Here is a 24,329-nt window from a genome sequence, read left to right as displayed (position 1 = left end):
AGAGATGAGAAATTCATTTAAAACGATATTGGCATCAGGCATTTTGCTGTTGTCCTTAAATTCATGTAAAAAGAGCGATTTAAATTTAACGCCAACAAACGATGTTACGGCATCAACCGTTTACGCTACACCAGCAGGATACAAAAACAGCTTGGTGAAATTATATGCTACTTATGCATTAACAAGTCCATCCGGATCTGATGTAAGTGATGTTGGTGGACTTAATACAGGGTACGCAGATTTCCTTCGTTTATTCTGGACATCGCAGGAACTGGTAACCGATGAAGCGATTTGCGCTTGGGGCGATACGGGTATTCCAGAATTAGATTATAGTTTACCTACACCTGATAACCAGTTTTTACGTGGCTTATATTCAAGAAGTATTTTACAAATTACTTTTTGTAACGAGTTCCTTCGTGAAAGTACTGCAGACAAACTTGCTAGCCGTAACATTACAGGTGCTGATGCAAGTGCAATTACCCGTTACCGTGCAGAAGCCCGTTTCTTACGTGCTTTTCAATATTGGGTATTGTTAGATGCTTTTGGTAACCCACCATTTATTACAGAAGATGATGCTATAGGTAAGGTAAATCCTAAACAAATTCAAAGAGCAGCATTATTCAACTATGTAGAATCTGAATTGAAAGCTATCGAAGGCGATTTAGCAGATCCTCGTACAAACGAATATGGCCGTGCGGATAAAGGTGCAGATTGGGCTTTATTGGCTAGATTGTACTTAAATGCGCAAGTATATACTGGTACTGCAAAATACACTGAAGCAATTACATACTCAAGTAAGGTTATTGCAGCGAGTTATTCTTTGAAAGCAAATTACATGGATTTGTTTAAGGCGGATAACAACATAAATAACACAGAGAATATTTTAACCATTAATTATGATGGTGTAAATGGTACCAATTATGGTGGTACAACCTTTTTAATTAACGCAGGAATAAACGCCGATATGAACCCAACAACTTATGGAGTTCCATCTGGTGGTTGGGGTGGAAACAGAACCCGCCAAAACTTGCCGAATTTATTTCCAGATGCTAATGGAACACTTGATAAACGTGGCGTTTTCTTCGGAGCAAAAAAGACAGTTGATGCAATTGGCGAATTTACCGATGGTTTACGTGTTACCAAATTTAAAAACGTTACTTCTACCGGTGCAATGGGTCCATCATTAAATGGAACTTTTAGCTCTCTGGATTTTGCGTTATTCCGTTTGGCCGAACAATATTTAATTTATGGAGAAGCAGTTGCCCGTGGTGGATCAGGTGGTACAGCAGCACAAGCTTTACTTTATGTAAATGCATTGCGTTTTAGAGCTTATGGCAATACTTCAGGAAATGTAAGTGCTGCGGCATTAACAACAGATTTTTATTTAGATGAACGTGGTCGTGAATTATATTGGGAAGGACATCGTCGTACGGATTTGATCCGTTTTGGAAAATTTGCAGGCGCAACTTATTTATGGCCATATAAAGGAGGCGTACAAGCTGGTGCTACCTTACCAACTTTCCGTAATCTATACCCTCTTCCTTTGGCAGATTTAATTGCCAATCCGAATTTGGTTCAAAATGCAGGTTATTAATCTTAATATTTTATAAGATATGAAATCAATATTTTTTAAATCCTTAGCACTTTGCTTTATTGCATTGTCACTTTGGTCATGTAAAAAAGACGAAACCAGAACGGTTTCAACAGTTGCGGCGGCAGGTACACTTACTGCGTCAACCACAACATTAAACTTGGTGCAAACTAATGGAGCACAAGCGGCATTAACGCTAAGTTATCCATTGGCAACATCTTCAGGCTACGTGGTTCCCGTAACTTCTACATTGCAGTTTGCGCTTAAAGGAACTGGTTTTGCTTCTCCAAAAGAGATTGTTGTAACCAGTAAAACTTATGCACCTACAGTTACTGAAGTAAACAACATGATTTTGGCCCTAGGTGGTAAAGTTGGAACAGCAGCTCAGATTGAAGTTCGCTTAAAATCTGGCGCAGCAACTAACGATTTAACGTATTCAAATGTTGTTACTTTAAGCGCAACGCCATATTTGGCAAGTGCATGGATTTATGTTCCAGGGGCCTACCAAGGTTGGAATCCAGCTACAGCAGATAGTTTAATTTCTGCCTCAAGCAATGGCGTTTATACAGGTATGATTGCTTACACTGCGGGTAATTTAGAATTCAAAGTAACTCCTGAGAAAAAATGGGATGTAGCTTATGGCGATGCAGGTTCTGGAAACATCAGTACTTCAGCTGGAGATAATTTAAAATCTCCTGATGCAATTGTTAAGCAGGTAACTGTAGATCTAAACAAGAAAACAATTGTTTTTGGTACACCAAATGAATGGTCGATTATTGGCGATGCCACACTAGGTGGTTGGAATACCGATACGGATATGAAAGTAACCAATGATGGCAAATCTAATTTCTATACCATTAAAACCACTCTTGGTGTTGGAGAAATGAAATTTAGGTTTAAGCACGATTGGGGTACAAACTTGGGTGGAAGTTTAGGTGCCTTAACAGCTGGCGGAGCTAATATTCCGGTAACCGTTGCAGGTACTTATGTTATCACACTTGATGTTGCGGCATCAAAAGCTACTATGGTTAAACAATAATCATTAACTAAAAATAGCCCTGCAATAATCGATAAGATTGTTGCAGGGTTTTTTAAAATCATTTCAAAAGTTTAGCATGATCAAATCCCCTACTTTATTCCCGTCGTTTTTCGTATCTCCTTCAAAGTTTAATGCTCAAACTAAATTCACGATAAAATCTTTCGATCGCATCAGAATTAAAAAGATCTTCATTACCCTAACCATACTTTTAACGAGTATAAATCTCTTTGCACAAAAGCTAGAGCGTGTAGAACCAATGTTTTGGTTTGTGGGTATGCACAATCCTAAATTGCAATTGCTGGTTCATGGAGAAAACATTTCCAAAGCTACAGTTGCATTAACTTATCCAGGAGTAAAACTGGTTAAAGTAAACAAAGTTGAGAATCCAAATTATCTATTTGTAGATCTTGAAATCTCTTCATCTGCAAAATCGGGAACGTTCCCAATTAACTTTCTGTTAAATGGAAAAAAGACCCTTAATTATACCTACCAATTAAAAAATCGCGATAAGAGTGCTGGCCGGATTCAAGGCGTAACTCAAAAGGATTTTATTTATCTTTTAATGCCTGATCGCTTTTCAAATGGCGATAAAAGTAACGATGTTGTTCAGGGATTAACCGAAACTGCGTTAAATCGCGATAGTATGTATTACCGTCACGGAGGTGATATCCAAGGGGTAATTAATCATTTGGATTACCTTAAAGATTTAGGTGTTACAACCGTATGGATGACTCCCGAAATCGAGAATGATATGCCACACGCATCGTATCACGGTTATGCGGTAACGGATCATTATAAAATTGATCCCCGTTACGGAACAAACGAACTTTATAAGAAATATGTAGATGCCGTTCATGCAAAGGGCATGAAGGTAATTAAGGATATTGTACACAATCACATTGGTACAGGACATTGGTTTTATAAAGATTTACCAATGAAAAACTGGCTTAACCAATGGCCAAAATATACACAAACCAGTTACCGCGATCAAACTGTTATGGATCCGCATGCTTCTAGTGCAGATCGCAAACAAATGTTAGATGGCTGGTTTGTACCCTCAATGCCCGATTTAAATCAGACTAATCCGTATGTTCAAAATTATTTAACCCAAAACCACATCTGGTGGATTGAATATGCCGGAATTGATGGATTACGTTTAGACACCTATCCTTATAACGATCCAGTTTATATGGCAGACTGGGCTTTGAAACTTCAGGCAGAATTCCCACGTTTATCCGTTTTTGGAGAAACACTGGTAAATGCTGTGGCAAATCAAGCTTTTTTTACAGGCGGCAATACAGTTAATCGAGGCTTTGATACCCATCTTCAAGGGATAACTGATGCCACTTTAAAGGATGCGATTTACGAAGGCATCAACGGTAAAAATGGCTGGGTAGATGGTGTAAATAGATTGTACGCAACGCTGGCTCACGATTTTCTTTATAAAAATCCGAATACCAATTGCATCTTTTTGGATAACCATGATATGAGTCGTTTTTACTCTATGGTTGGCGAAGACTTTGATAAATATAAAATGGGCATGTCTATTTTATTAACCATGCGTGGCATTCCAGAAATGTATTATGGAACGGAAATTTTGATGAAAAACTTTTCAAATCCAGATGGTTTAATTCGTTCTGACTTTCCAGGTGGATGGGATGGTGATAAAAAAGACAAGTTTATTGCTGATGGAAGAACCAATAAGGAAAATGAAGCTTTTAACTTTGTGAAAGCATTGGCAAATTTCCGTAAAAGTAGTAATGCATTGCAAACCGGAAAGTTAATGCAATATGTTCCTCAGGATGATATTTATGTTTATTTCCGTTATAATACCGAAGCAAAAGGTACCGTAATGGTTGTGGTAAATAATACCGAAAAGGAAAAAACTTTAACTACTGATCGGTTTGCAGAAAGAATAAAAGGAATTACAACCGTTAAAAATGTAATTTCTGGAGAGCGTTCTTCAATTAAAGAAATCAAAGTTCCAGCCAAATCTACTTTGGTTTTAGAATTAAATTAAAATTATTTCATTGCCGTTTAACTTCAGTTAACGGAATTATAAAAATGCAATGCAAGAAAATATATCTAATATAAAAGCCTGTTTATTTGATCTTGATGGCGTTTTGGTTGATACTGCAGTTTACCACTATCAAGCTTGGAAACGTTTGGCAAATACAATGGGCTTCGATTTTACTGAAGAACAAAACGAGCAATTAAAAGGCGTGAGCAGGGTAGAGAGTCTGAACAAAATTTTGGCTTGGGGAAAGGTAGAAAAAACCGACGCTGAAAAAGAAGAGCTTGCTACGTTAAAAAATAGCTGGTATGTAGATATGATTACCAAAATGACACCTGCCGAAGTTTTACCAGGGACAGTTGATTTTTTAACTGAAATCCATCAGGCAGGTTATAAATTGGCTTTAGGCTCGGCAAGTAAAAACTCTGGAATTATTTTGGAAAGAACAAACCTGGCTCATTTTTTTGATGAAATTGTTGACGGAAATATGGTTACAAAATCGAAACCTGATCCCGAAGTATTTTTAAAGGGAGCAGAACTTTTAGGCTTCAAACCAGATGAATGTGTGGTTTTCGAAGATGCAGTTGCAGGAGTTGAAGCAGCCAAAAGAGGTGGAATGAAAGCCATTGGAATTGGAGAAAAAAGTGTACTTACCGAAGCAAATGTGGTAGTAAGTGGTTTAGATAAATTAACGGTTAAAGATTTAGAAAGTTTATAAGTTGCTTTTTGCCATCATTGCGAGGCACTAAGCAATCTAATAAAAAAATCAAATCAGTTGCAAGGATGAAACACTCTGAATAGAGATTGCTTCGTGCCTAGCAATGACGAAAGTATAGAAAATGAAAAATTACATTAAAGCAGATGAGTGGAATATTATCGAAGAAGGCTTTGATCCACATTTAAATAAAATTTCGGAAAGTATTTTCAGCTTGGGTAACGGCCGTATGGGTCAGCGTGCCAATTTTGAAGAAACCTATACCGGCGAAACTTTACTGGGCAACTATGTAGCGGGTGTGTATTATCCAGATAAAACCCGTGTAGGATGGTGGAAGAACGGTTATCCGGAATATTTTGCAAAAGTATTAAATGCCGCAAACTGGGTTGGAATAGAAGTTAAGTTAGACGGCGAAGTTTTAGATTTGGCAACGGCTGAAGTAAGCGATTTTAAGCGTATACTTAATATGCACGCCGGAATTTTAGAACGTACTTTCACTGCTAAATTAAAAAGCGGAAAAGCAGTAAAGGTAAAATCTACCCGTTTTTGCAGCATTGCTGATGATGAAGTTGGTGCAATTCGTTATAGCATTACTCCATTAAATTTTGATGGGAAATTAACGCTGATGCCATTTATTGATGGTGATGTTAAAAACCAGGACAGTAATTACGATGAAAAATTTTGGGATAAAGTATCTGATGAAATTATTGGAAACGAAGCCTATATTAAACTCAGAACAAAAAAAACCGAGTTCGAAGTTTGCACAGGAAGCAACATCGAAATTTATAAAAACAGTGAAAAATTAACCATCGATTCAGAAGCGGTTCGCAGGGAGAAATTTGTTGGTCAAACCTATTCTGTTGATGTTCAAGCGAACGTGGAAATCACTTTGATTAAAATTGCTGCGAATTTATCATCAGAAAATTATCCAAAAGAGAACCTTTTAAAAGAAACCAAATCGGTAATAGCAAAAGCATCAGCCAAAGGTTTTGATAAATTATTAAATGAACAAACCGAAGCTTGGGCAACGAAATGGCAAGAAAGCGATATCATTATCGAAGGCGATGTATCTGCACAACAGGCTATTCGTTTTAATATTTTTCAGCTTTTCCAAACTTACACAGGTAAAGATGACCGCTTGAATATTGGTCCGAAAGGATTTACCGGAGAAAAATACGGAGGTTCAACCTACTGGGATACCGAGGCTTACTGTGTTCCTTTTTATTTGGCAACCGCCCCTCAAGAAGTAAGTAAAAACTTATTGGTGTATCGCCATAAACAATTGGGCAAAGCCATCGAAAATGCAGAAAAGCTAGGTTTCAAAAATGGTGCTGCCTTATACCCAATGGTAACTATGAATGGCGAAGAATGCCATAACGAATGGGAAATTACATTTGAGGAAATCCACCGTAATGGGGCAATTGCCTTCGCTATTTTCAACTACATCCGCTACACTGGAGACGAAAGTTATTTATCTGATTTTGGATTGGAAGTGTTAATTGGAATTGCCCGTTTCTGGAAACAACGTGTAAACTGGAGCAGCGATAAACAACAATATGTAATGCTTGGGGTTACAGGTCCGAATGAGTATGAGAATAATGTAAACAACAACTGGTACACCAATATTTTGGCAACTTGGTGCATGAAATATGCAACTGAAGCTTCAGAAATTGTTAAAAAACAACAGCCAGAAAAATACAATAGCTTGTTAAAAAGCTTAAATTTCGATCAGCAGGAATTTGCAGATTGGGCTGATATTATTGAAAAAATGTATTATCCTGCCGATGCCGAAAAAGGAATTTTCCTTCAACAGGATGGTTATTTGGATAAAGAACAAACCCTGGTTAAAGATTTGCCCGCAAGCGAAAGACCAATTAACCAAAAATGGAGCTGGGATAGGATTTTACGTTCTTGCTTTATTAAACAGGCTGATGTTTTACAGGGATTATATTTCTTTGAAGAAGATTACGATTTGGATACACTGAAACGGAACTTCGATTTTTACGAACCGCGTACCGTTCACGAAAGTTCTTTATCGCCTTGTGTACACAGTATTTTAGCTGCAAAACTTAACGATGAAGCCCGAGCATACGAATTTTATTTACGTACTGCCCGATTGGATTTAGACGATTATAACAACGATACAGAAGACGGGCTTCACATTACTTCAATGGCTGGTACGTGGATGAGCGTTGTAGAAGGTTTTGCTGGAATGCGTGTTCGCGATGGTAAATTGCAGTTCAACCCGTTTTTGCCTGGCAAATGGAAATCGTTCGCTTTTACAATAGGTTTTAGAGGTGCAACTTTAAAAATTAGAATTTCAGAAAACGGAATCAGCATTAAAAACAGTGCAGATGTTGAATTAGAAATCGGTATCAGAAATCAACAATATAAATTGGCTGGTAATGCCGAAATTGAAGTAGATAACGCAGAACTGGTATGATTGTGGAGGTAAAACGTAAAACGGAAAATGTATTAATCCCTGTCTCAGTTCCCCGTCATTGCGAGGTACGGCCTGTCCCGACTTTTCGGGAAAGCAAACTTAATGCGATAGTTTTTTTAACTATGTTTTCTCTTTTACTATATTCCTCATCATCCTTTGCACAAAAAAATAGTATTAAAATGAACGATAAGAAAATCGTTATTTACCAGTTATTACCTCGCTTATTCGGCAATAAAAACAATACAAATATCCCTTATGGAACTATTGAGCAAAATGGTTCTGGCAAGTTTAACGATATTACCGATAAAGCTTTAGATGGTTTAAAAGAACTCCATGTAAATTATGTTTGGTATACAGGAGCATTAGCCCATGCAAGTTTAACGGATTATTCTAAATACGGAATTAAGGTTGATGATGCTGATGTAGTTAAAGGCAGGGCAGGTTCTCCATATGCTGTTCGCGATTATTACGACGTTGATCCTGATTTGGCTGTTGATGTTAAGAATAGAATGAAGGAGTTCGAAGCGCTGATTAAAAGAACACATAAAAAAGATCTAAAAGTAATTATCGATTTCATTCCAAATCATGTTGCCAGAGGTTACCATTCTTATGCAAAACCTAAAAATGTAATCGATTTTGGCGAAAAAGATGATCTGACAAAAGGTTTCAGTGCGCAAAATGATTTCTATTATATTCCGGGCCAGAAGTTTTTAGTGCCCCAACACGAGCCTAAGCAAACTCCAATCTCTGCTTTGCAGGATGGGAAATTTGACGAAAATCCAGCTAAGGCTACCGGAAATAACGTTTTTGTCGCTCAACCAAAATATGATGACTGGTTTGAAACCATAAAGTTAAATTATGGCGTAGATTATCAAAATGGAGAAAAACAATATTTTGAGCCCATTCCACCAGTATGGAATAAAATGCGTGATATTTTAGTGTTTTGGGCGAAAAAAGATGTGGATGGTTTTAGATGCGACATGGCCGAAATGGTGCCCATTGCTTTTTGGAACTGGGTAATTCCACAGGTTAAAAAAGTAAATCAGAATATTCTTTTCATTGGAGAGGCTTACAATCCACAAGTGTATCACCAATATTTAAACGAAGGAAAATTCGATTATTTATACGACAAAGTGGGTTTGTATGATGGCTTAAAAAAATTAATTAGAAATGAACCAACTGCAGATGTGGCATCAATCAACTACGTGTGGCAAAAGGAAAGCGCTGGTTTTGGCGATCACATGTTGCGCTTTCTTGAAAACCACGATGAAGAGCGAATTGCTTCGGCAGGATTTGCAGGAAAACCCGAATTGGCTTTACCTGCAATGGTTGTTTCTGCAACATTAGGTGCTGGTCCGGTAATGCTTTACTTCGGACAGGAAGTGGGTGAGCTGGGTAAAGGTGCTGAAGGATTTGGAGGAGATGATAACCGCACAACAATATTTGATTACTGGGGTGTTCCGGCACATCAAAAATGGATGAATAATGGTTTGTTCGATGGCCATAAATTAAGTGCTTCACAACAAAAATTAAGAGCTTATTATCAGCAACTGTTAAAAGTTACTACACAAAGCGATGCGATAATTCATGGCGATATTTTTGAAGTTCCTCATACAGGCAATATGAACAACAGGATGTATGCTTTCATTCGTTACTCTGGCAAACAGCGTTTGTTGGTTGTGGTAAATTTCGATCGTTCGCAAACCCTTGAAGCCGGCATCGAAATTCCGGATCATATTTTAAAAGTTAAATCTTCATCGCCAGTTACAGATTTGCTTACTGATACAAAATTAAATATACCAGCAGGAACGAGCATCCCTGTAAAACTTGCACCGGTTTCGGCACAAGTGATAGAGTTTTAGAAAAATAAACCACCAAGACACAAATAGCACCAAGAAAAAGTAATAGATTTTAAAATATAGTCATCTATTAAGAACATAAACTTTAAAAATACTTTGTGTTCTTTGTGCCTTGGTGGTAAAATGAGTAGTAAATAAACCAAATATAATGAGCTTAAAAACAATATTCGAAAACCCAAAATTAACCTTAGTACAAATCATTAACATGAGTGTGGGTTTTTTCGGAATCCAATTTGGTTGGGATTTGCAACGTGCCAATATGGGGCGTATCTATGAAAATTTAGGTGCCAATCCAGATCAGGTTCCTTTATTGTTTTTGGCTGCTCCTTTAACCGGACTTTTAGTTCAGCCCATTATCGGTTATTTGAGCGACCGTACCTGGCATCCAAAATGGGGACGAAGAAGACCTTATTTTATGGTTGGCGCTATCGTAAGCAGTATTGCTGTAATTTTTATGCCACACAGCAGTGCATTGTGGATGGCTGCAGGATTACTTTGGGTTTTAGACGTTTTTGGCAACATTGCAATGGAACCTTTCCGTGCTTTCGTTACCGATAAATTGCCAGATAGTCAGGTTAATCGCGGTTTTATTATGCAAAGCATGATGATTGGTTTAGGCGGAAGTGTAGCATCGGCTCTACCTTGGTTAATGAATAATGTTTTTCATTTAACCAATACTGCAGAGCAGGGCAGTATTCCAGAGAATGTAAAATTCTCTTTTTATATTGGCGCATTTTTCTTTTTCGCCGCAGTACTGTGGACTGTTTTTACCACAAAGGAATACCCACCACAGGATGTAGATTTTAAAGAAAAAGTTCGTGAAAGCAATAAAGGTTTTGGTGGCGGCGCTCGGGAGATTTTTAGTGCATTACGCAACATGCCTAAACGCATGCAGATCGTTTCTTTAGTTCAGTTTTTTACCTGGCCGGGGTTATTTTTAATGTGGTTTTATTACACCACCGCCGTTGCCGTAAATGTATTTGGCGGTAAGGATGCTGCCGATCCTGTTTATGCTCATGGTGCAGATTTTGGTAGTTTAACACTTGCTTATTATAGCGTTATCACTTTCCTCTTTGCTTTGGTTTTACCAAAAATTGCCGATGCATTAGGCCGTAAAACAACACATGCTTTGTGTTTAATCTGTGGCGCCATTGGCTTAATCAGCGTTGCATGGGTGCACGATAAAAACATGCTTTATTTATGTATGACAGGCGTTGGCATAGCTTGGGCAAGTATTCTTTCCATGCCTTATGCCATGCTAAGCGGATCTTTGCCAAAAGATAAAATCGGGATTTACATGGGGATTTTTAACTTCTTCATCGTATTGCCAGAAATTATTGCATCGTTAGGTTTTGGTTGGTTAATGAAAAATGTTTTAAACAACGATAGACTTTTAGCTGTACAGCTTGGTGGTGGATTAATGATCTTGGCAGCGTTAATATGTTATATTTTCATTAAAGAAACTAAAAATGCTGATGAAGTTTTAACGAATAAATTAGAAGTCGAAGAAGGGCGCTCCGTTTAAAATTTACGACTAAAAATAAAAGAAATAGAGTTGAAATACATCTCTAAAGGATCGCCTCATGTCCAATATTTCCAAAATATTATATTCTAAAAAATGAAAAAAATAATTTATTTACTTCTAATGCTTACCACATTGAGTTATGCATGTAAGAAAGCAGGTTCAGGCGATGTAATTGTAGATCCGGTAACGCCAGCCAATACAGATTTACCTGCTGGTGCAAAAGATGGGGTTGCCTTTATAAACAGTGGAACTTCTGCAATTGTAACTTTATATGCGCCAGGCAAAACCTCAGTTTCGCTAATCGGTGAATTTAACGATTGGTCGTCATCTGCCTCGCCTATGAAGAAAACTTCTGATGGAAATACCTGGTGGATCCAAATTGATAATTTAAATCCCAATACAGAATATGCTTATCAGTTTCTGGTTGATGGAAGTTTAAAAGTTGCTGATCCTTATTGCGAGAAAGTGCTTGATCCGGCAAACGACCAATATATTACTTCCGTAACTTATCCAAATTTAAAGGCCTATCCAACAGGAAAAACAACTGGAATTGTAAGCGTTATGCAGGCAAATCAGCCAGTTTATTCTTGGAAAAACTCTGGGTTTGTTCGTCCTGATAAAAATAATCTGGTGATTTACGAATTGTTGATACGCGATTTTACCACAGAGCACAGCTACGCATCTACCTTAACCAAATTGGATTATTTAGTAAGCTTGGGAATCAATGCAATCGAATTGATGCCAGTTAATGAGTTCGAGGGAAATTTAAGCTGGGGTTACAACCCTTCATTTTATTTTGCCCCTGATAAATATTACGGAACCAAAACAGCCTTGCAGAATTTTATAGATGAATGCCATGGAAGAGGAATTGCAGTAATTATGGATATGGTTCTGAATCATTCTTTTGGTCAATCGCCAATGGTTCAGTTGTATTTTGATGGCTCGAAACCTACAAGCTCAAGTCCTTGGTTTAATGTAGATCCAAAACATCCATTTAACGTAGGCTACGATTTTAACCATGAAAGTGCAGCCACAAAATACCTTGCAAAAAATGTAATGAAATTTTGGATGCAACAATACAAAATTGATGGCTTCAGATTTGATCTATCCAAAGGATTTACACAAAAATCATCTACTGACGATTCTCAATTTCGACTTTTCGATGCAGGTAGAATTGCCATCTGGAAAGAATACAACAGCTTTATCAAAAGCGTAGATCCAAATAATTTCTACGTGATCTTAGAGCATTTTGCAGAAGAATCAGAAGAGAAGGTTTTGGCTGATGAAGGCATGATGATGTGGAACAATCTAAACTACAATATGAATGAAGCCACAATGGGCTGGCTGGGTAATTCGGATTTTTCTTGGGGATTTTATGCTAAGCATGGTTTTGCAAAATCAGAAAACTTGGTTACTTATGGAGAAAGCCATGATGAGGAACGCTTGAATTATAAAAACATCTCTTTCGGAAATATTTCTGGTACTTATGCAATCAAGGCAAACTTACCAACTTCTTTAAAAAGGGAAGAGCTTGCAGCTGCATTCTTGTTCAGCATTCCTGGCCCGAAAATGGTTTGGCAGTTTGGAGAGGTGGGCTATGATACCAGTATAGATTTTAATGGAAGAACTGGCGAAAAACCAATTAAATGGGATTATTATACCGATCCAAACCGTAAAGCATTGTACGATGCTTATGCCAAATTTATTAAGCTTAAAAAGAACAATACCATTTTTAACAGTACAAATTCTACTTACAATTTAGCTGGTGGAGTTAAATACATTAAACTTGTTGAAGGCGCAAATACAGTTGTGGTGGTTGGTAATTTTGATGTGATCAGCCAAACTGCCAACATCGATTTTGGTTCATCTGGAACTTGGGTAGATGCAGTTGGCAGCCCGATTAATTTATCATCTACAACTTACACTGGTGTTTTTTCACCGGGTGAATATCATATTTTCAGCAAAACTGCTCTGAAATAATTTTAACCTCGCAGGTTTAAAGCCTGCGAGGTTTTCCAAAAGAAATCTGCCAATCTCCAACAGATTTTGTAAAATTCTTGATGTTTTTAGTTAATATTGTTTTAACTAACAAACCCTATGGATAACAAATTAGTGCATCACTTATTATGGGAACGACTACGCGTTGGCGATAAAGATGCCTTTTTTGATTTATATAAAGCACTATATTATCCACTTGTAAATTTCGGAATCCGTGTTTGTGCCGATGCCGATATTTCTAGCGAGGCAACTGATCTGGTTTTTACAACCATTTGGGAAAAGCACGAAACCCTAAATCGTGTTGATAATGTTGAGGCTTATCTCCGCACTTTTTTAAAACGAAAGTTGCTCCGTATTTTAGAACGTAAACGCAAAATTAACGATGCTCTTTTTAATGCAGGTGCGGAAGGCGATTGGATGGAGATGAGCTATGAAGAGTTTATTGTTAAAGTACAAAGCGATGAATTGGTTCGATATCAATTAAGAAATGCTTTAGAAAAACTAACCTTCCGCCAAAAACAATTGATTCATTTAAAATTCTTTGATGGATTAAGCTATGAGCAAATTGCAGAACAAACCAATCAGACCATAAAAACGGCTTACAATACCGTTTACGATGCACTTAAAATTCTAAGAAAAGAACTTAAAGCTTAACCGACTTGCGAAGTTTTGGCGGGTTAAGAAAGGGTAAACTTCGCCAGTCTTTAAATAATTGTCTTTAAACTGACGAAGTCTTTCCAAGCGACGGGCCTTTGAGACTTCGCAAGTTAAAGTCGACTTGCGAAGTTTTGGCGGGTTAAGAAAGGGAAAACTTCGCCAGTCTTTAAATAATTGTCTTTAAACTGACGAAGTCTTTGCAAGCTACGGGCCTTTGAGACTTCGCAAGTTAAAGTTGACTTGCGAAGTTTTGGCGGGTTAAGAAAGGGGAAAACTTCGCCAGTCTTTAAATAATTTCTGTCTTTAAACTGACGAAGTCTTTGCAAGCTTAAGGCCTTTGAGACTTCGCAAGTTAAAGTCGACTTGCGAAGTTTTGGCGGGTTAAGAAAGGGTAAACTTCGCCAGTCTTTAAATAATTTCTGTCTTTAAACCTGAAAAAGTCTTGCCAAGCTTCGGGCCTTTGAGACTTCGCAAGTTGATTGGGTTTTGCGTTAACGATAGAAGCGGCATCCCCCGATTTTTCATCGGGGATACAGCGGATAGCGTGTTAAAACGCCCAAATAATTTCTTTATAAAATGAAAATTTATCCTAAGTCTAACTTACTCTCAAAAATCTTCTAAAGATAAGCAATCAGTCATTCGGTCTCTCTCTAACAACTTTTCTGAAATTAAATTTCTCTATTCTTTATGTCTACAAGGCACATATTTGGTGATGTTAAAAAAAAGTTAAATTTCTCTTAGGAAAAAGTAAAGTTTTTGGGCACTGATATATAAAAGACAAATAGTAATGATTGATAGAAGTCGGTTTGATGCAGAAGATTTTCTTGTAGACAACACTTTCCAGCTTTATTGTGCTGGAACCGATAGGCTGTGCACGGAGTATTGGGAAAAATATATTAGCGCTCATCCAGAGCAAACTACGGTAATTGCCGAGGCAAAAAGACTGTATGTGATTTTAAGCGGAAACAAGCGGCCGCTAAATAATCAGTTGGAAACATTTAAGGAGAATTTTGATTCGCCATCTAAAACGCTTAAACTAAATAGAAACTTTGCTTGGTTAAAAATTGCCGCTGCGATTCTGGTTATTGCAGGTGCAGGTTTTTTCTACCTTAACCATCGTTTGCAAAAAGATGCAAGAGAGAATTTTCAGGCAAAAGTTTTTACAACCAAAAGTGGCGAGCGCAAAAAAATCATGCTTCCTGATGGAACAACGGTTTTGTTAAACGCAAAGAGCTCTTTATCGATCGGTAAAGAATTTAACGATAAACTACGTGAAGTAAACCTAAAAGGCGAGGCTTACTTTGATGTTGTTCATAATAAAAACAAACCGTTTAAGGTTCATACCCACGATTTTAATATCAATGTTTTGGGTACTGCATTTAATGTTAAGGCTTATCCAGATGAAATTACCTCTGAGGCCACATTAATTAGAGGTTTAATTACAATGGAGGCGGTAAACGGCAACGGCGGAACGATTACTTTAAAGCCTAGTCAGAAAGTTACCTTTTACAAAGAACTTGCTCCAGAAGCTAAACAAAAAGTTTTAAAGCCAATTTCTTCTCACCCGGAAATTACCATTAACCATTATACACTAATTAAAGACAGTACGATTGTAGAAACCGCGTGGACGCAAAACCGCATCGAAATTTATGATCAGGATTTTGACGAAATTAAGGGCATTTTGGAAAAATGGTATAATGTTGAAATCAAGTTTACCAATCCAGAAATAGAGAAATACCGCTTTACCGCAACATTTAGCCGAGAAACCATAGACCAAGCATTAAAGGCTTTACAAGATGTAGAATATTTTAAATATGAGATAAAAGGAAATCAAGTGATCATATCAAAATAAGATAAAAAAAGGACGGTGTTGGAGCACCGCCCTTATGATTTCTTCTTTGATTAATTAATGGCAGTTTATGCGCAAACAGATTGCTGCCAAGAACTTATGCAACCAAAAAAAACAAAAATATGATTTATTATTACTTACTGCAAGGGCGCTTTAAATATAGGGCGTTTTTAAAATTCATTATGCTAATGAAACTAACCTGTATTATGGTTTTCATTACCTGCCTGAATGTTTCTGCATCGGTTTTTTCTCAGGAAAAAATTTCTCTCGATGTAAAGAAAACAAAGTTGGCTAGGGTTTTACAGATTATAGAGCAGCAAAGCAGTTATCATTTTGTGTACAGCTCTTCTTATGTTCCAGTTAATAAGGATGTAAGCATCACCGTAACCAATACTTTGGTTACTGATGTTTTGGCCACCATTCTTAACCGGACAAATTTAAAGTATTCTGTTTCTGACGGAGGCTTAATTGTAATTAGCAGAAGTAAAGAAGTTCCCATAAGCGGAACAGTAAAAGATGCTCTTGGAGGCGCATTGCCTGGAGCAAGTGTTCGCGTTAAGGGAACTGGTACTGGTACATCGACAGATATTAATGGAAAGTTTGTTTTAAATGCACCTGAAAATTCGATTTTGGTGGTTTCTTATGCTGGTTTTCAAACTAGAGAAATTCCAATTGGTACGCAGATTAACTTAACCATTGTTTTAACAGAAGATACCAAACAATTAACCGATGTGGTGGTAACTGCATTGGGAATTAAAAAAGAACGTAGAGCTTTGGGTTACTCTGTAACTCAGGTAAGTGGCGAATCTTTAACACAGGCTAGAGAAAACAACGTTGTAAACTCTTTAGTTGGTAAGGTTGCCGGCTTGGATATTAGTTCTACAGCTGGCGGTGCGGGTGCTGCATCAAGCGTTACCATTCGTGGGGTTTCTAGCTTGAGCCAGACCAATCAGCCTTTGTATGTTATAAATGGTGTACCGATGGAAAATAAACCTGTCGGATTAAATAACCTAAATCCAAACGGCAACTCAGGAAGTCAGTATGATAACGCACCGGATTTGGGTGATGCTGTGGGAAATCTAAATCCCGATGATATTGAAAGCATTTCGGTTTTAAAAGGCGCAGCCGCTTCGGCATTATACGGTTATCGTGCAAAAGCTGGTGTAATCTTAATCACCACTAAAAGCGGAAAAGGAAATAGTGTAGAATTTAATACCAATTACGTTGCCGAGCAGGTAATGGATAGAACAAATTGGCAATATGTTTATGGTCAGGGCGCAAACGGAATAAAACCTACCGATGCTGCAGCCGCGGCTCAGGTTGGTGGTTCTAGCTGGGGCGCAAAATTAGACGGATCAAACGTGGTTCAGTTTGATGGCGTTGCAAGACCTTACACTGCACAAAAAAATAATATCGAAGATTTTTACAAAACCGGCGGAACTTGGTCTAATACAGTTGCCTTAAATAAAACTTTTGATGGTGGAACCATTCGCTTATCTGCAAATGATGTTCATAATACTTCAGTTGTGCCCAACTCAGGCTTAAACAGACAATCTTTCAATTTAACCGGAACCTTTAATCCTATTAAAAGATTAACGATTGATGCTCGAATGAATTATATTTTAGAGCAGGCCAAAAACAGACCAATGCTATCAGATGGCGCCGGTAATGCCAATTACAACGTTGCATTTTTACCTACAAGTGTAAGCGTAAATGATCTTATCCCATGGAAAAATGCCGCTGGAAATGAAATTTTATACAACACAGGTAATGTTTATGCAACCAATCCATGGTTTGCGGCAAACGAATTTATTAATGATACCAAACGCGATCGTTTAATCAGCTCGTTTAATGCAAAATATACTTTCGATAATGGCTTGTTTTTACAAGGCAGGGCCGGAAGAGATGCTTATACAGATGCATATAAAAATGTTGTTCCATCGGGTACGGCATATTTCCCAGCAGGTAAAATAGCCGAACAGGCAACTAAATTTTCTGATATTAACGTAGATGGATTAATTGGTAAATCTTTTAAAGTGGATGAAGATTTTACCATTACACCCAATGTTGGTGCGAGTTACAGAAGAACGCACATTAACCAGACCACGAATAATGGATCTGATTTTGCAGTATTTGGTGTGTACAACATCTTAAATGCGAAAAATAAATCGGTGGGAAATGTAGAAACAGAATCTGAAACACAATCTGTTTACGGAACATTGGAGCTTACCTATAAAGATATTTTCTATTTAACAGGTAGCGGTAGAAGCGACTGGTTTTCTACATTGGCAACACCTGGAAAAGACAATAAGTTAAGTGTTTTCTATCCTTCAATTAGTGGATCATTTGTGTTTTCAGAATTTTGGAAACCAAGTTTCTTGAGCTTCGGTAAAATAAGAGCAGGTTATGCTGTTGTTGGTCAGGCTACTGATCCTTATCAAACTCAATTAACTTATAATTTTAAGAGTGAAAGCTTAAACGGCGCTCCACTTGGTACCATAACCAATGTAAATATTCCAAACTCAGCCTTAAAAGCTTCAAAAGCAAGCGAATTTGAAATTGGAACAGAAATGCGCTTTTTTGGCGACCGTCTAAATTTGGACTTTACCTATTATAGAAAATTATCTAAAGATGAGATTTCTTTCGTTACCACATCGAGTACAACGGGTTATGCTGGTGCGGTTTTAAACTCTGGCGAAATAGAAAACAAAGGTTACGAGCTTTTATTATCGGGTCAGGTTTTAAAGAACAAAGATTTTGTATGGACATCTTCGCTAAACGCTTCATATAATAAAAACACAGTGATTTCATTGGCTGATGGTGTAACGTCTCAGCTATTGGCCACTTCAAGATCGGGTGTTGGTTTCTTACAAAACATTCCGGGTAAAGCTGCTGCTCAGGTTTCGGCATACGATTATTTATATGATGCTGCCGGAAAAATTAAACTTGATGCTGCTGGAATTCCACAAAGAGGAAATTTGGTTGATTATGGGTCGGCTTACAACAAATGGTTTGCGGGTTGGAATAACGAGTTTAACTACAAAGGCTTAACCTTATCTGTATTGCTTGATGGCAAATGGGGCGGAAAAGTTTTCTCTGCAACTGATTATTATGGTTATGTTTTTGGCTTGCATCAAGCTACTTTAGAAAACAGAGATGCGCTAGGTGTTAATGCCGCTACATATTACAGCACTTTTGCAAATAATGTTTCTAAGCAGTTTGTTCAGGATGCGAGTTTTATCAAATTCAGACAGATGACTTTGGGCTATAACTTCCCGGCAAAATTGTTCAACAACAAGATCCAAGGACTTAACGTAAGTCTTGTTGGTCGAAATTTATTTATCCTAATGAAGAAAACGGATAATATCGATCCCGAATCTAGCTACAATGCTACTTTCCCAGGATTGGAATTAGGTGGTGTGCCACCCGTTAGAACCTTTGGTATAAATCTTAGTGTTAAGCTTTAATTTTAAAAGACAGAACAATGAAAACGAACATATTAAAAAAATATAGCCTTCTATTTTGTGTTGGCATCTTATTAAGCGCTGGTTGTACTAAAGATTTCGATGAAATTAATACAAATCCATCCGCTTACGGATCATCGAGTTTCGATCCAAACTACACTTTAACTACCGCTCAATTAACCTATACAGGTAGTACCGATTTCGCTTACGATACCTGGAGAGGAAATTTAATTTATGCTTCTACCATGATGCAAGGCCTTTCTACCGTAATCAGCTATTGGGCAGGCGATAAATATTTATTGAACGAAGGATACACCGCTGCCTATTGGGGCAATGCTGCTGTTGGCGCTTACACCGAACAGGTTAAACCCATTGTAGATGTTGTTGAATTTACAAAAGGCCAGCAGAAGTACAACAATGTACAGCAGGTAGCCAGAATCTGGAAAGCATTGATTTTTGAGCGTATTACTGATTTGTATGGAGATGTTCCTTATTCTCAAGCAGGACAAGGTTATTACACCAGCAACTTTGCGCCAAAATATGATGCGCAACAAGCCATTTACACCGATCTTTTAAAAGAAGTTGAAGAAGCTACAAATGCATTAAATGTAAATGGCGATAAAGTAACTGGCGATGTAATTTATAAAGGCGATATCAATAAATGGAAACGCTTTGGTAATACATTATTATTAAGAATTGCCATGCGCTTAACTAAGGCCGATGAAAATACAGCTAAAGCTTACGCAACTAAAGTAATCGGTAAAACGATGCTTAACAATGATGATAATGCTTTTCTTTTGCACGATGTTTCTGGCGCTAGAGTTACTCAAAATAGAAATAGTCAGGTTTTATCTGGCGATGGTGGTCAAGAGAATTATTACGTTAAATGGTCTAAAACTTTTATCGATGCATTAAAAACAACCAATGATCCCCGCTTGGGAAAAGTTGCCGTAACCAAATTGTTTATCGATGAAAATTCAAAAACTCAAAACACGGCTTTTGATGCAAACCCATTGGTACAAAAAGGAATGCCCAATGGAAAAGACCTAAGTGGTTTAGCAGGTCGTGATGTTAGACAGGACGCTACCTATACCACTTTTCCAGATTATTCATCTCCCAACCCTGGAATGTTAAAGAAAAATGGTGCAACTTTTATTCTTACTTATGCAGAAAGCGAGTTACTGCTTGCAGAAGCAGCACAGCGTTGGAACATTGGAGGAACTGCATCATCGCATTATGCAAGTGGTGTATCGGCAGCAATTACTTATTTAGGTCAGTACGATCCAACAATGGCCATTACAAGCACAGTAGCTGATGCCTATGTAGCAGCAAATCCTTACGTAGCAGCAAATGGATTGCAAATGATAAACACACAATATTGGTTGCACACGAATACCATGCTGGATTTTTACGAAACATGGTCTAACTGGCGCAGATCGGGATTTCCGGTTTTAACTCCAGTAGTTTATCCTGGTAATGCAACAGTTGGAACCATTCCACGTCGTTTCCCATATCCTGTAGAAGAAGCGGCAAAAAATGGAACAAATTACAAAGCAGCTTCATCAGCTGTTCCTGGAGGCGATACACTTGCAGGTAGAGTTTGGTGGGATAAATAAATTAATTAGTAAATTATTAGGTAAGGCCGGCATCGCGAAAGCGATGTCGGCTTTTTTGCTTTTGAGCAAATGCCATATGTTGATTATCAATTTAGACAAACGTTTGTGCTATAATTTATGCTCATTTCGGGCTTTCCTTTTAAACCAATTATACAGTTCCTTATTTATACTCAGTATCATCCTAAAAATAATATTAAATGGCTGTTAATGTGCTGTTTGGGTTGTTTTAATGAGGTTTCTACAATCTCCTTAGTCAAACGTTTGCGCAATGATTTGATGAAAAATCTACTTCTGTTACCATTACCTTTAGGTGACAAACAATCACGATCATCCCTAAGTGATTGGAACAACTAACATAATAACCGATTTCAGACAAGCAACCTAATCTCAACTAAATAAATATTTTTATGATTAAATTTTACACAAGAAAAATTGGTTTACTCGCCGTTTTTCTACTCGTTGTTACTTCGGTATCGGCGCAGTTAAAAATTACCGGGGTGGTAAAAGGCGCAGATGACGGCCAATCGCTTCCCGGCGTATCGGTAAAAATTAAAAATGCTACAATAGCAGTAAGTACCGATGCAAATGGGCGTTACAGCATTACCGCAGCTACCGATGCTACATTAACTTTTAGCTATGTAGGTTATAAGCTGAAGGAAGTTCAGGTAAATGGCCGTACCAATATTAATGTTAACCTTAATCCTGATCAACAATCTTTAACTGATGTTGTTGTTGTGGGTTACCAACAGGTTAAGCGAAGAAATTCAACCGCAGCGCTGGCATCTATAACCAGTAAGGATATAGAAAACCTTCCGGCAGCAAGTGTTGATGTTCTATTGCAAGGAAAGCTTCCAGGTGTAAACGTTCAAAATTTTACAGGGCAACCTGGGGTAAGTACCTCATTAATGGTTCGTGGAAATACCAGAATCATGTCGGCCGGAGAGTTTGATGGAGATAGAGCTTTTAGTAATCCATTATATGTTATTGATGGTTTACCAGTTTCTGAGGATGAGGTTGAGGCATTTACTCAAACCGGAACCAACTTTCTAACCTCTTTAAATCCAAATGATGTAGAATCTATCGATGTATTGAAAGATGCATCGGCCGCAGCCATTTATGGTTCTAGAGGCGCAAATGGTGTAATTTTAATAAAAACCAAGAGAGGAATTTCGGGCGTTCCAAAAGTAACTTTTAATACGTATTACGGAATGGTTAATCAGCCCGATTTTCTAGAAACTGTAATCGGCGCAGCCGAGCGAAGAAGAAAATTAGATCTGATTTATAATTATGGAAATGCAACTCAAATTAGAAATCAAGTTCCAATAATGTTAACAGATAGTTTGAATCCGTCTTTTAACAATAACAATAACTGGCAAGATTTATTTTATCAAAACGGAGCGGTTTCCAACCAGGATTTAGCCGTATCTGGTGGAAGTGAAAAATTCAACTATAGAGTTGGCGTTGGTCATTATGATGAAAAGGGAATTATCAAGGCAACGGGCTACGAACGTTATTCCATCAACGCAAACTTGGGTGCAAACTTTAGCGAAAAATTCCAGATGCAAACCTCCCTACGGTTAAGCAGAGGAAATAGACTGGTGGGCAGGGTAAGGCCGGGAGAGCAGGGATATCGAAACGCTTTTAAAATTAACCCAATAAGTATGCCTTCGTCGCTCTTTTATCTGTCTGATCAAGATCGTGCAGATATAGAGGCCCCGTATGAATCTGTTCGAAATAGCAACGCTGATAATAACGTGAGTGCAGTTACTAAACTCACCTATAACATCCTGAAAAACCTTTCTTTTAATACCGAGGGAGCAATTAGTTACAGCTCATCAAAAAGAGATTTCTTTAGTCCGGCAAGGAGCGAATATAATGGTCGGGCTTATGCATTTTCTGGTTTTAGCGAGGGCTTAAAGTATTTAATTACCAATACATTGCTGTATAATTTCAGCATAAACGAAACGCACAATTTAAATTTCTTAGCTGGACAAGCTTTCGAAAAACGCGATAATCAATCTTTATCGGTTGCAGGAGAGGGCATTCCGAATGATAACATCAAGGTTGTATCAGGCGTGGCTCAGGGCGATTTATCCGGTGGGTCTGACCATTCTACTTATGCAAAACTTTCCTTTTTTGGCAGTGCGCATTACGATTATAAAGAGAAATACCTTTTTGATTCGTACATAAGAGCTGATGCATCTTCAAGATTTGGTAGAGATAACCGCTGGGCGATATTTCCATCTTTCTCTGCCGCGTGGATTGCTACGGAAGAAAATTTCTTGAAAAATGTTTCATGGTTAGATTTAGCCAAAGTTAGGTTTAGCTGGGGCTTAAGTGGAGATGAAGCCAGTATCGGCGATAACGATCGTTATAATAGTTTTGCATTGGGCGCAGCCGGATATGCTGGAAGTAGCGCAGGTACGTATAATGGCGTTCCGGTTATTTATCCAAACTTTGATAAATTAACCAACAACAATCTAACTTGGGAAGAATCGGCTCAAACCAACATCGGCTTGGATTTAGAGTTTTTTAAACGTCGCTTAACTTTAACCGCCGATGCTTATGTAAGAAATACAACGGGCCAAATGCTTAAAGTATTGGTTCCAGAAACCTCGGGTTACAGTACCTCTTTAAGTAACGCTGCGGGTGTTAGAAACTCAGGGTTGGAACTTCAGCTTACGGGGCGTGTTTTCAAACCCGAATCGGCTTTTCAATGGAGTCCTTCAATCAACATTTCGTTCAATAAAAATATGGTAACGGCACTTCCTAACGGAAACCGTGATTTATATAGCAACGGAACCATTTATGTTGTAGGCAAACCATTAAATATGTATCAAATGTACATTACCGATGGCGTAATCAATTCAATCAGCGATTTATTGGTAAACCCATATACCGGCCAGGTTGGTGCAACAAAATGGGGAACTTTAATTTTGGGTATGCCAAAATGGAGAGATATTACTGGCGATTACAAAATATCAGACAACAATGGCGAAAACGATGTTACTTTCTATGGTAATCCAAATCCCAAAGCCACAGGAGGTATAAACAATGCTTTCAGATATAAAAACTTCTCTCTATCAATTTTCACCACGTTTACATTGGGTAGAACAATTGTAAACAGCACATTGGCGCAAAGATTATCAAACGGACTATTTTATGGTAATCCAGAAGATTTGGCTAGAGCATCAATCGGAGATTATGAGCAGTATAATTATTGGAGACAAGCCGGAGATAACGCAACCTTCCCAGCTTTAAATCCTTTCGCTGGCTTATATGTATTTAGGGCAGAACAAACTTTCTATGTAGAACCAGGCTGGTATGTTAGAATTAAGAACGTAAACTTAGGCTACGATTTTACCCCGCAAAACTTCTCTTTCATGAAAAAAATGAAGCTTAACAAAATTAAACTTTATGCCATGGCAGATAACCTTGTAATGTTCCAAAAGTTTTCTGGAATAGATGCTGAAGCGGTAAATGCTCAAGGCTACGATTTCGGTGATGGGTATCCGATTCCTAAGAAATACACATTTGGTCTTCAGGTAGAATTTTAAAT

13 protein-coding genes are annotated in these 24,329 nt (G+C 37.8%); all 13 read left to right on the top strand.

Going from position 1 to position 24,329, the window contains the following annotated elements; all coding sequences use genetic code 11:
• Window positions 1-4 precede the first annotated feature (4 nt).
• The 13 genes from DF947_RS09120 to DF947_RS09060 all read left to right on the top strand — a co-directional run bounded on the left by DF947_RS09120 (window position 5) and on the right by DF947_RS09060 (window position 24,327).
• Window positions 5-1,594, top strand: coding sequence for a RagB/SusD family nutrient uptake outer membrane protein (locus tag DF947_RS09120; protein WP_109929396.1), 1,590 nt, complete (start codon window positions 5-7; stop codon window positions 1,592-1,594).
• Between the two features lie 19 nt (window positions 1,595-1,613).
• A complete protein-coding gene (locus DF947_RS09115; RefSeq protein ID WP_109929395.1) occupies window positions 1,614-2,630 on the top strand; it encodes a SusE domain-containing protein in 1,017 nt (338 codons plus the stop codon).
• A 76-nt stretch (window positions 2,631-2,706) separates the two neighbouring features.
• A complete protein-coding gene (locus DF947_RS09110; RefSeq protein WP_109929394.1) occupies window positions 2,707-4,650 on the top strand; it encodes a glycoside hydrolase family 13 protein in 1,944 nt (647 codons plus the stop codon).
• Window positions 4,651-4,699: 49 nt separating this feature from the next.
• A complete protein-coding gene (gene pgmB, locus DF947_RS09105) occupies window positions 4,700-5,362 on the top strand; it encodes a beta-phosphoglucomutase (protein ID WP_109929393.1) in 663 nt (220 codons plus the stop codon).
• A 121-nt stretch (window positions 5,363-5,483) separates the two neighbouring features.
• Window positions 5,484-7,802 (top strand): glycoside hydrolase family 65 protein, encoded by a 2,319-nt coding sequence (locus tag DF947_RS09100; RefSeq protein ID WP_109929392.1) that lies wholly within the window; start codon window positions 5,484-5,486, stop codon window positions 7,800-7,802.
• A 179-nt stretch (window positions 7,803-7,981) separates the two neighbouring features.
• Entirely contained in the window at window positions 7,982-9,664 is a 1,683-nt protein-coding gene (locus DF947_RS09095) for an alpha-amylase family protein (RefSeq protein ID WP_240615353.1), read from the top strand.
• 145 nt (window positions 9,665-9,809) lie between these two features.
• The gene (locus tag DF947_RS09090) at window positions 9,810-11,186 is read left to right on the top strand and encodes an MFS transporter (RefSeq protein WP_109929390.1); all 1,377 of its coding nucleotides are present in this window, start codon (window positions 9,810-9,812) and stop codon (window positions 11,184-11,186) included.
• A 93-nt stretch (window positions 11,187-11,279) separates the two neighbouring features.
• Window positions 11,280-13,166: an alpha-amylase family glycosyl hydrolase gene (locus tag DF947_RS09085; RefSeq protein WP_109929389.1), complete on the top strand. Its 1,887-nt coding sequence runs from the start codon at window positions 11,280-11,282 to the stop codon at window positions 13,164-13,166.
• A gap of 117 nt (window positions 13,167-13,283) precedes the next feature.
• The gene (locus DF947_RS09080; protein ID WP_109929388.1) at window positions 13,284-13,838 is read left to right on the top strand and encodes an RNA polymerase sigma factor; all 555 of its coding nucleotides are present in this window, start codon (window positions 13,284-13,286) and stop codon (window positions 13,836-13,838) included.
• 790 nt (window positions 13,839-14,628) lie between these two features.
• Window positions 14,629-15,693 carry a FecR family protein gene (locus DF947_RS09075; RefSeq protein WP_109929387.1) on the top strand — a complete coding sequence of 355 codons (1,065 nt, stop codon included), beginning with the start codon at window positions 14,629-14,631 and terminating at the stop codon, window positions 15,691-15,693.
• Between the two features lie 185 nt (window positions 15,694-15,878).
• Window positions 15,879-19,157, top strand: a complete 3,279-nt coding sequence (locus DF947_RS09070) for a SusC/RagA family TonB-linked outer membrane protein (RefSeq protein WP_240615352.1) — start codon at window positions 15,879-15,881, stop codon at window positions 19,155-19,157.
• Window positions 19,158-19,174: 17 nt separating this feature from the next.
• The gene (locus DF947_RS09065) at window positions 19,175-20,770 is read left to right on the top strand and encodes a SusD/RagB family nutrient-binding outer membrane lipoprotein (RefSeq protein ID WP_109929386.1); all 1,596 of its coding nucleotides are present in this window, start codon (window positions 19,175-19,177) and stop codon (window positions 20,768-20,770) included.
• A gap of 407 nt (window positions 20,771-21,177) precedes the next feature.
• Window positions 21,178-24,327 carry a SusC/RagA family TonB-linked outer membrane protein gene (locus DF947_RS09060; RefSeq protein WP_109929385.1) on the top strand — a complete coding sequence of 1,050 codons (3,150 nt, stop codon included), beginning with the start codon at window positions 21,178-21,180 and terminating at the stop codon, window positions 24,325-24,327.
• Window positions 24,328-24,329: the final 2 nt, after the last annotated feature.

Source organism: Pedobacter paludis, assembly GCF_003173575.1.
Taxonomy (GTDB): Bacteria; Bacteroidota; Bacteroidia; order Sphingobacteriales; family Sphingobacteriaceae; genus Pedobacter; species Pedobacter paludis.
This window is presented reverse-complemented; position numbering and strand designations above follow the sequence as displayed.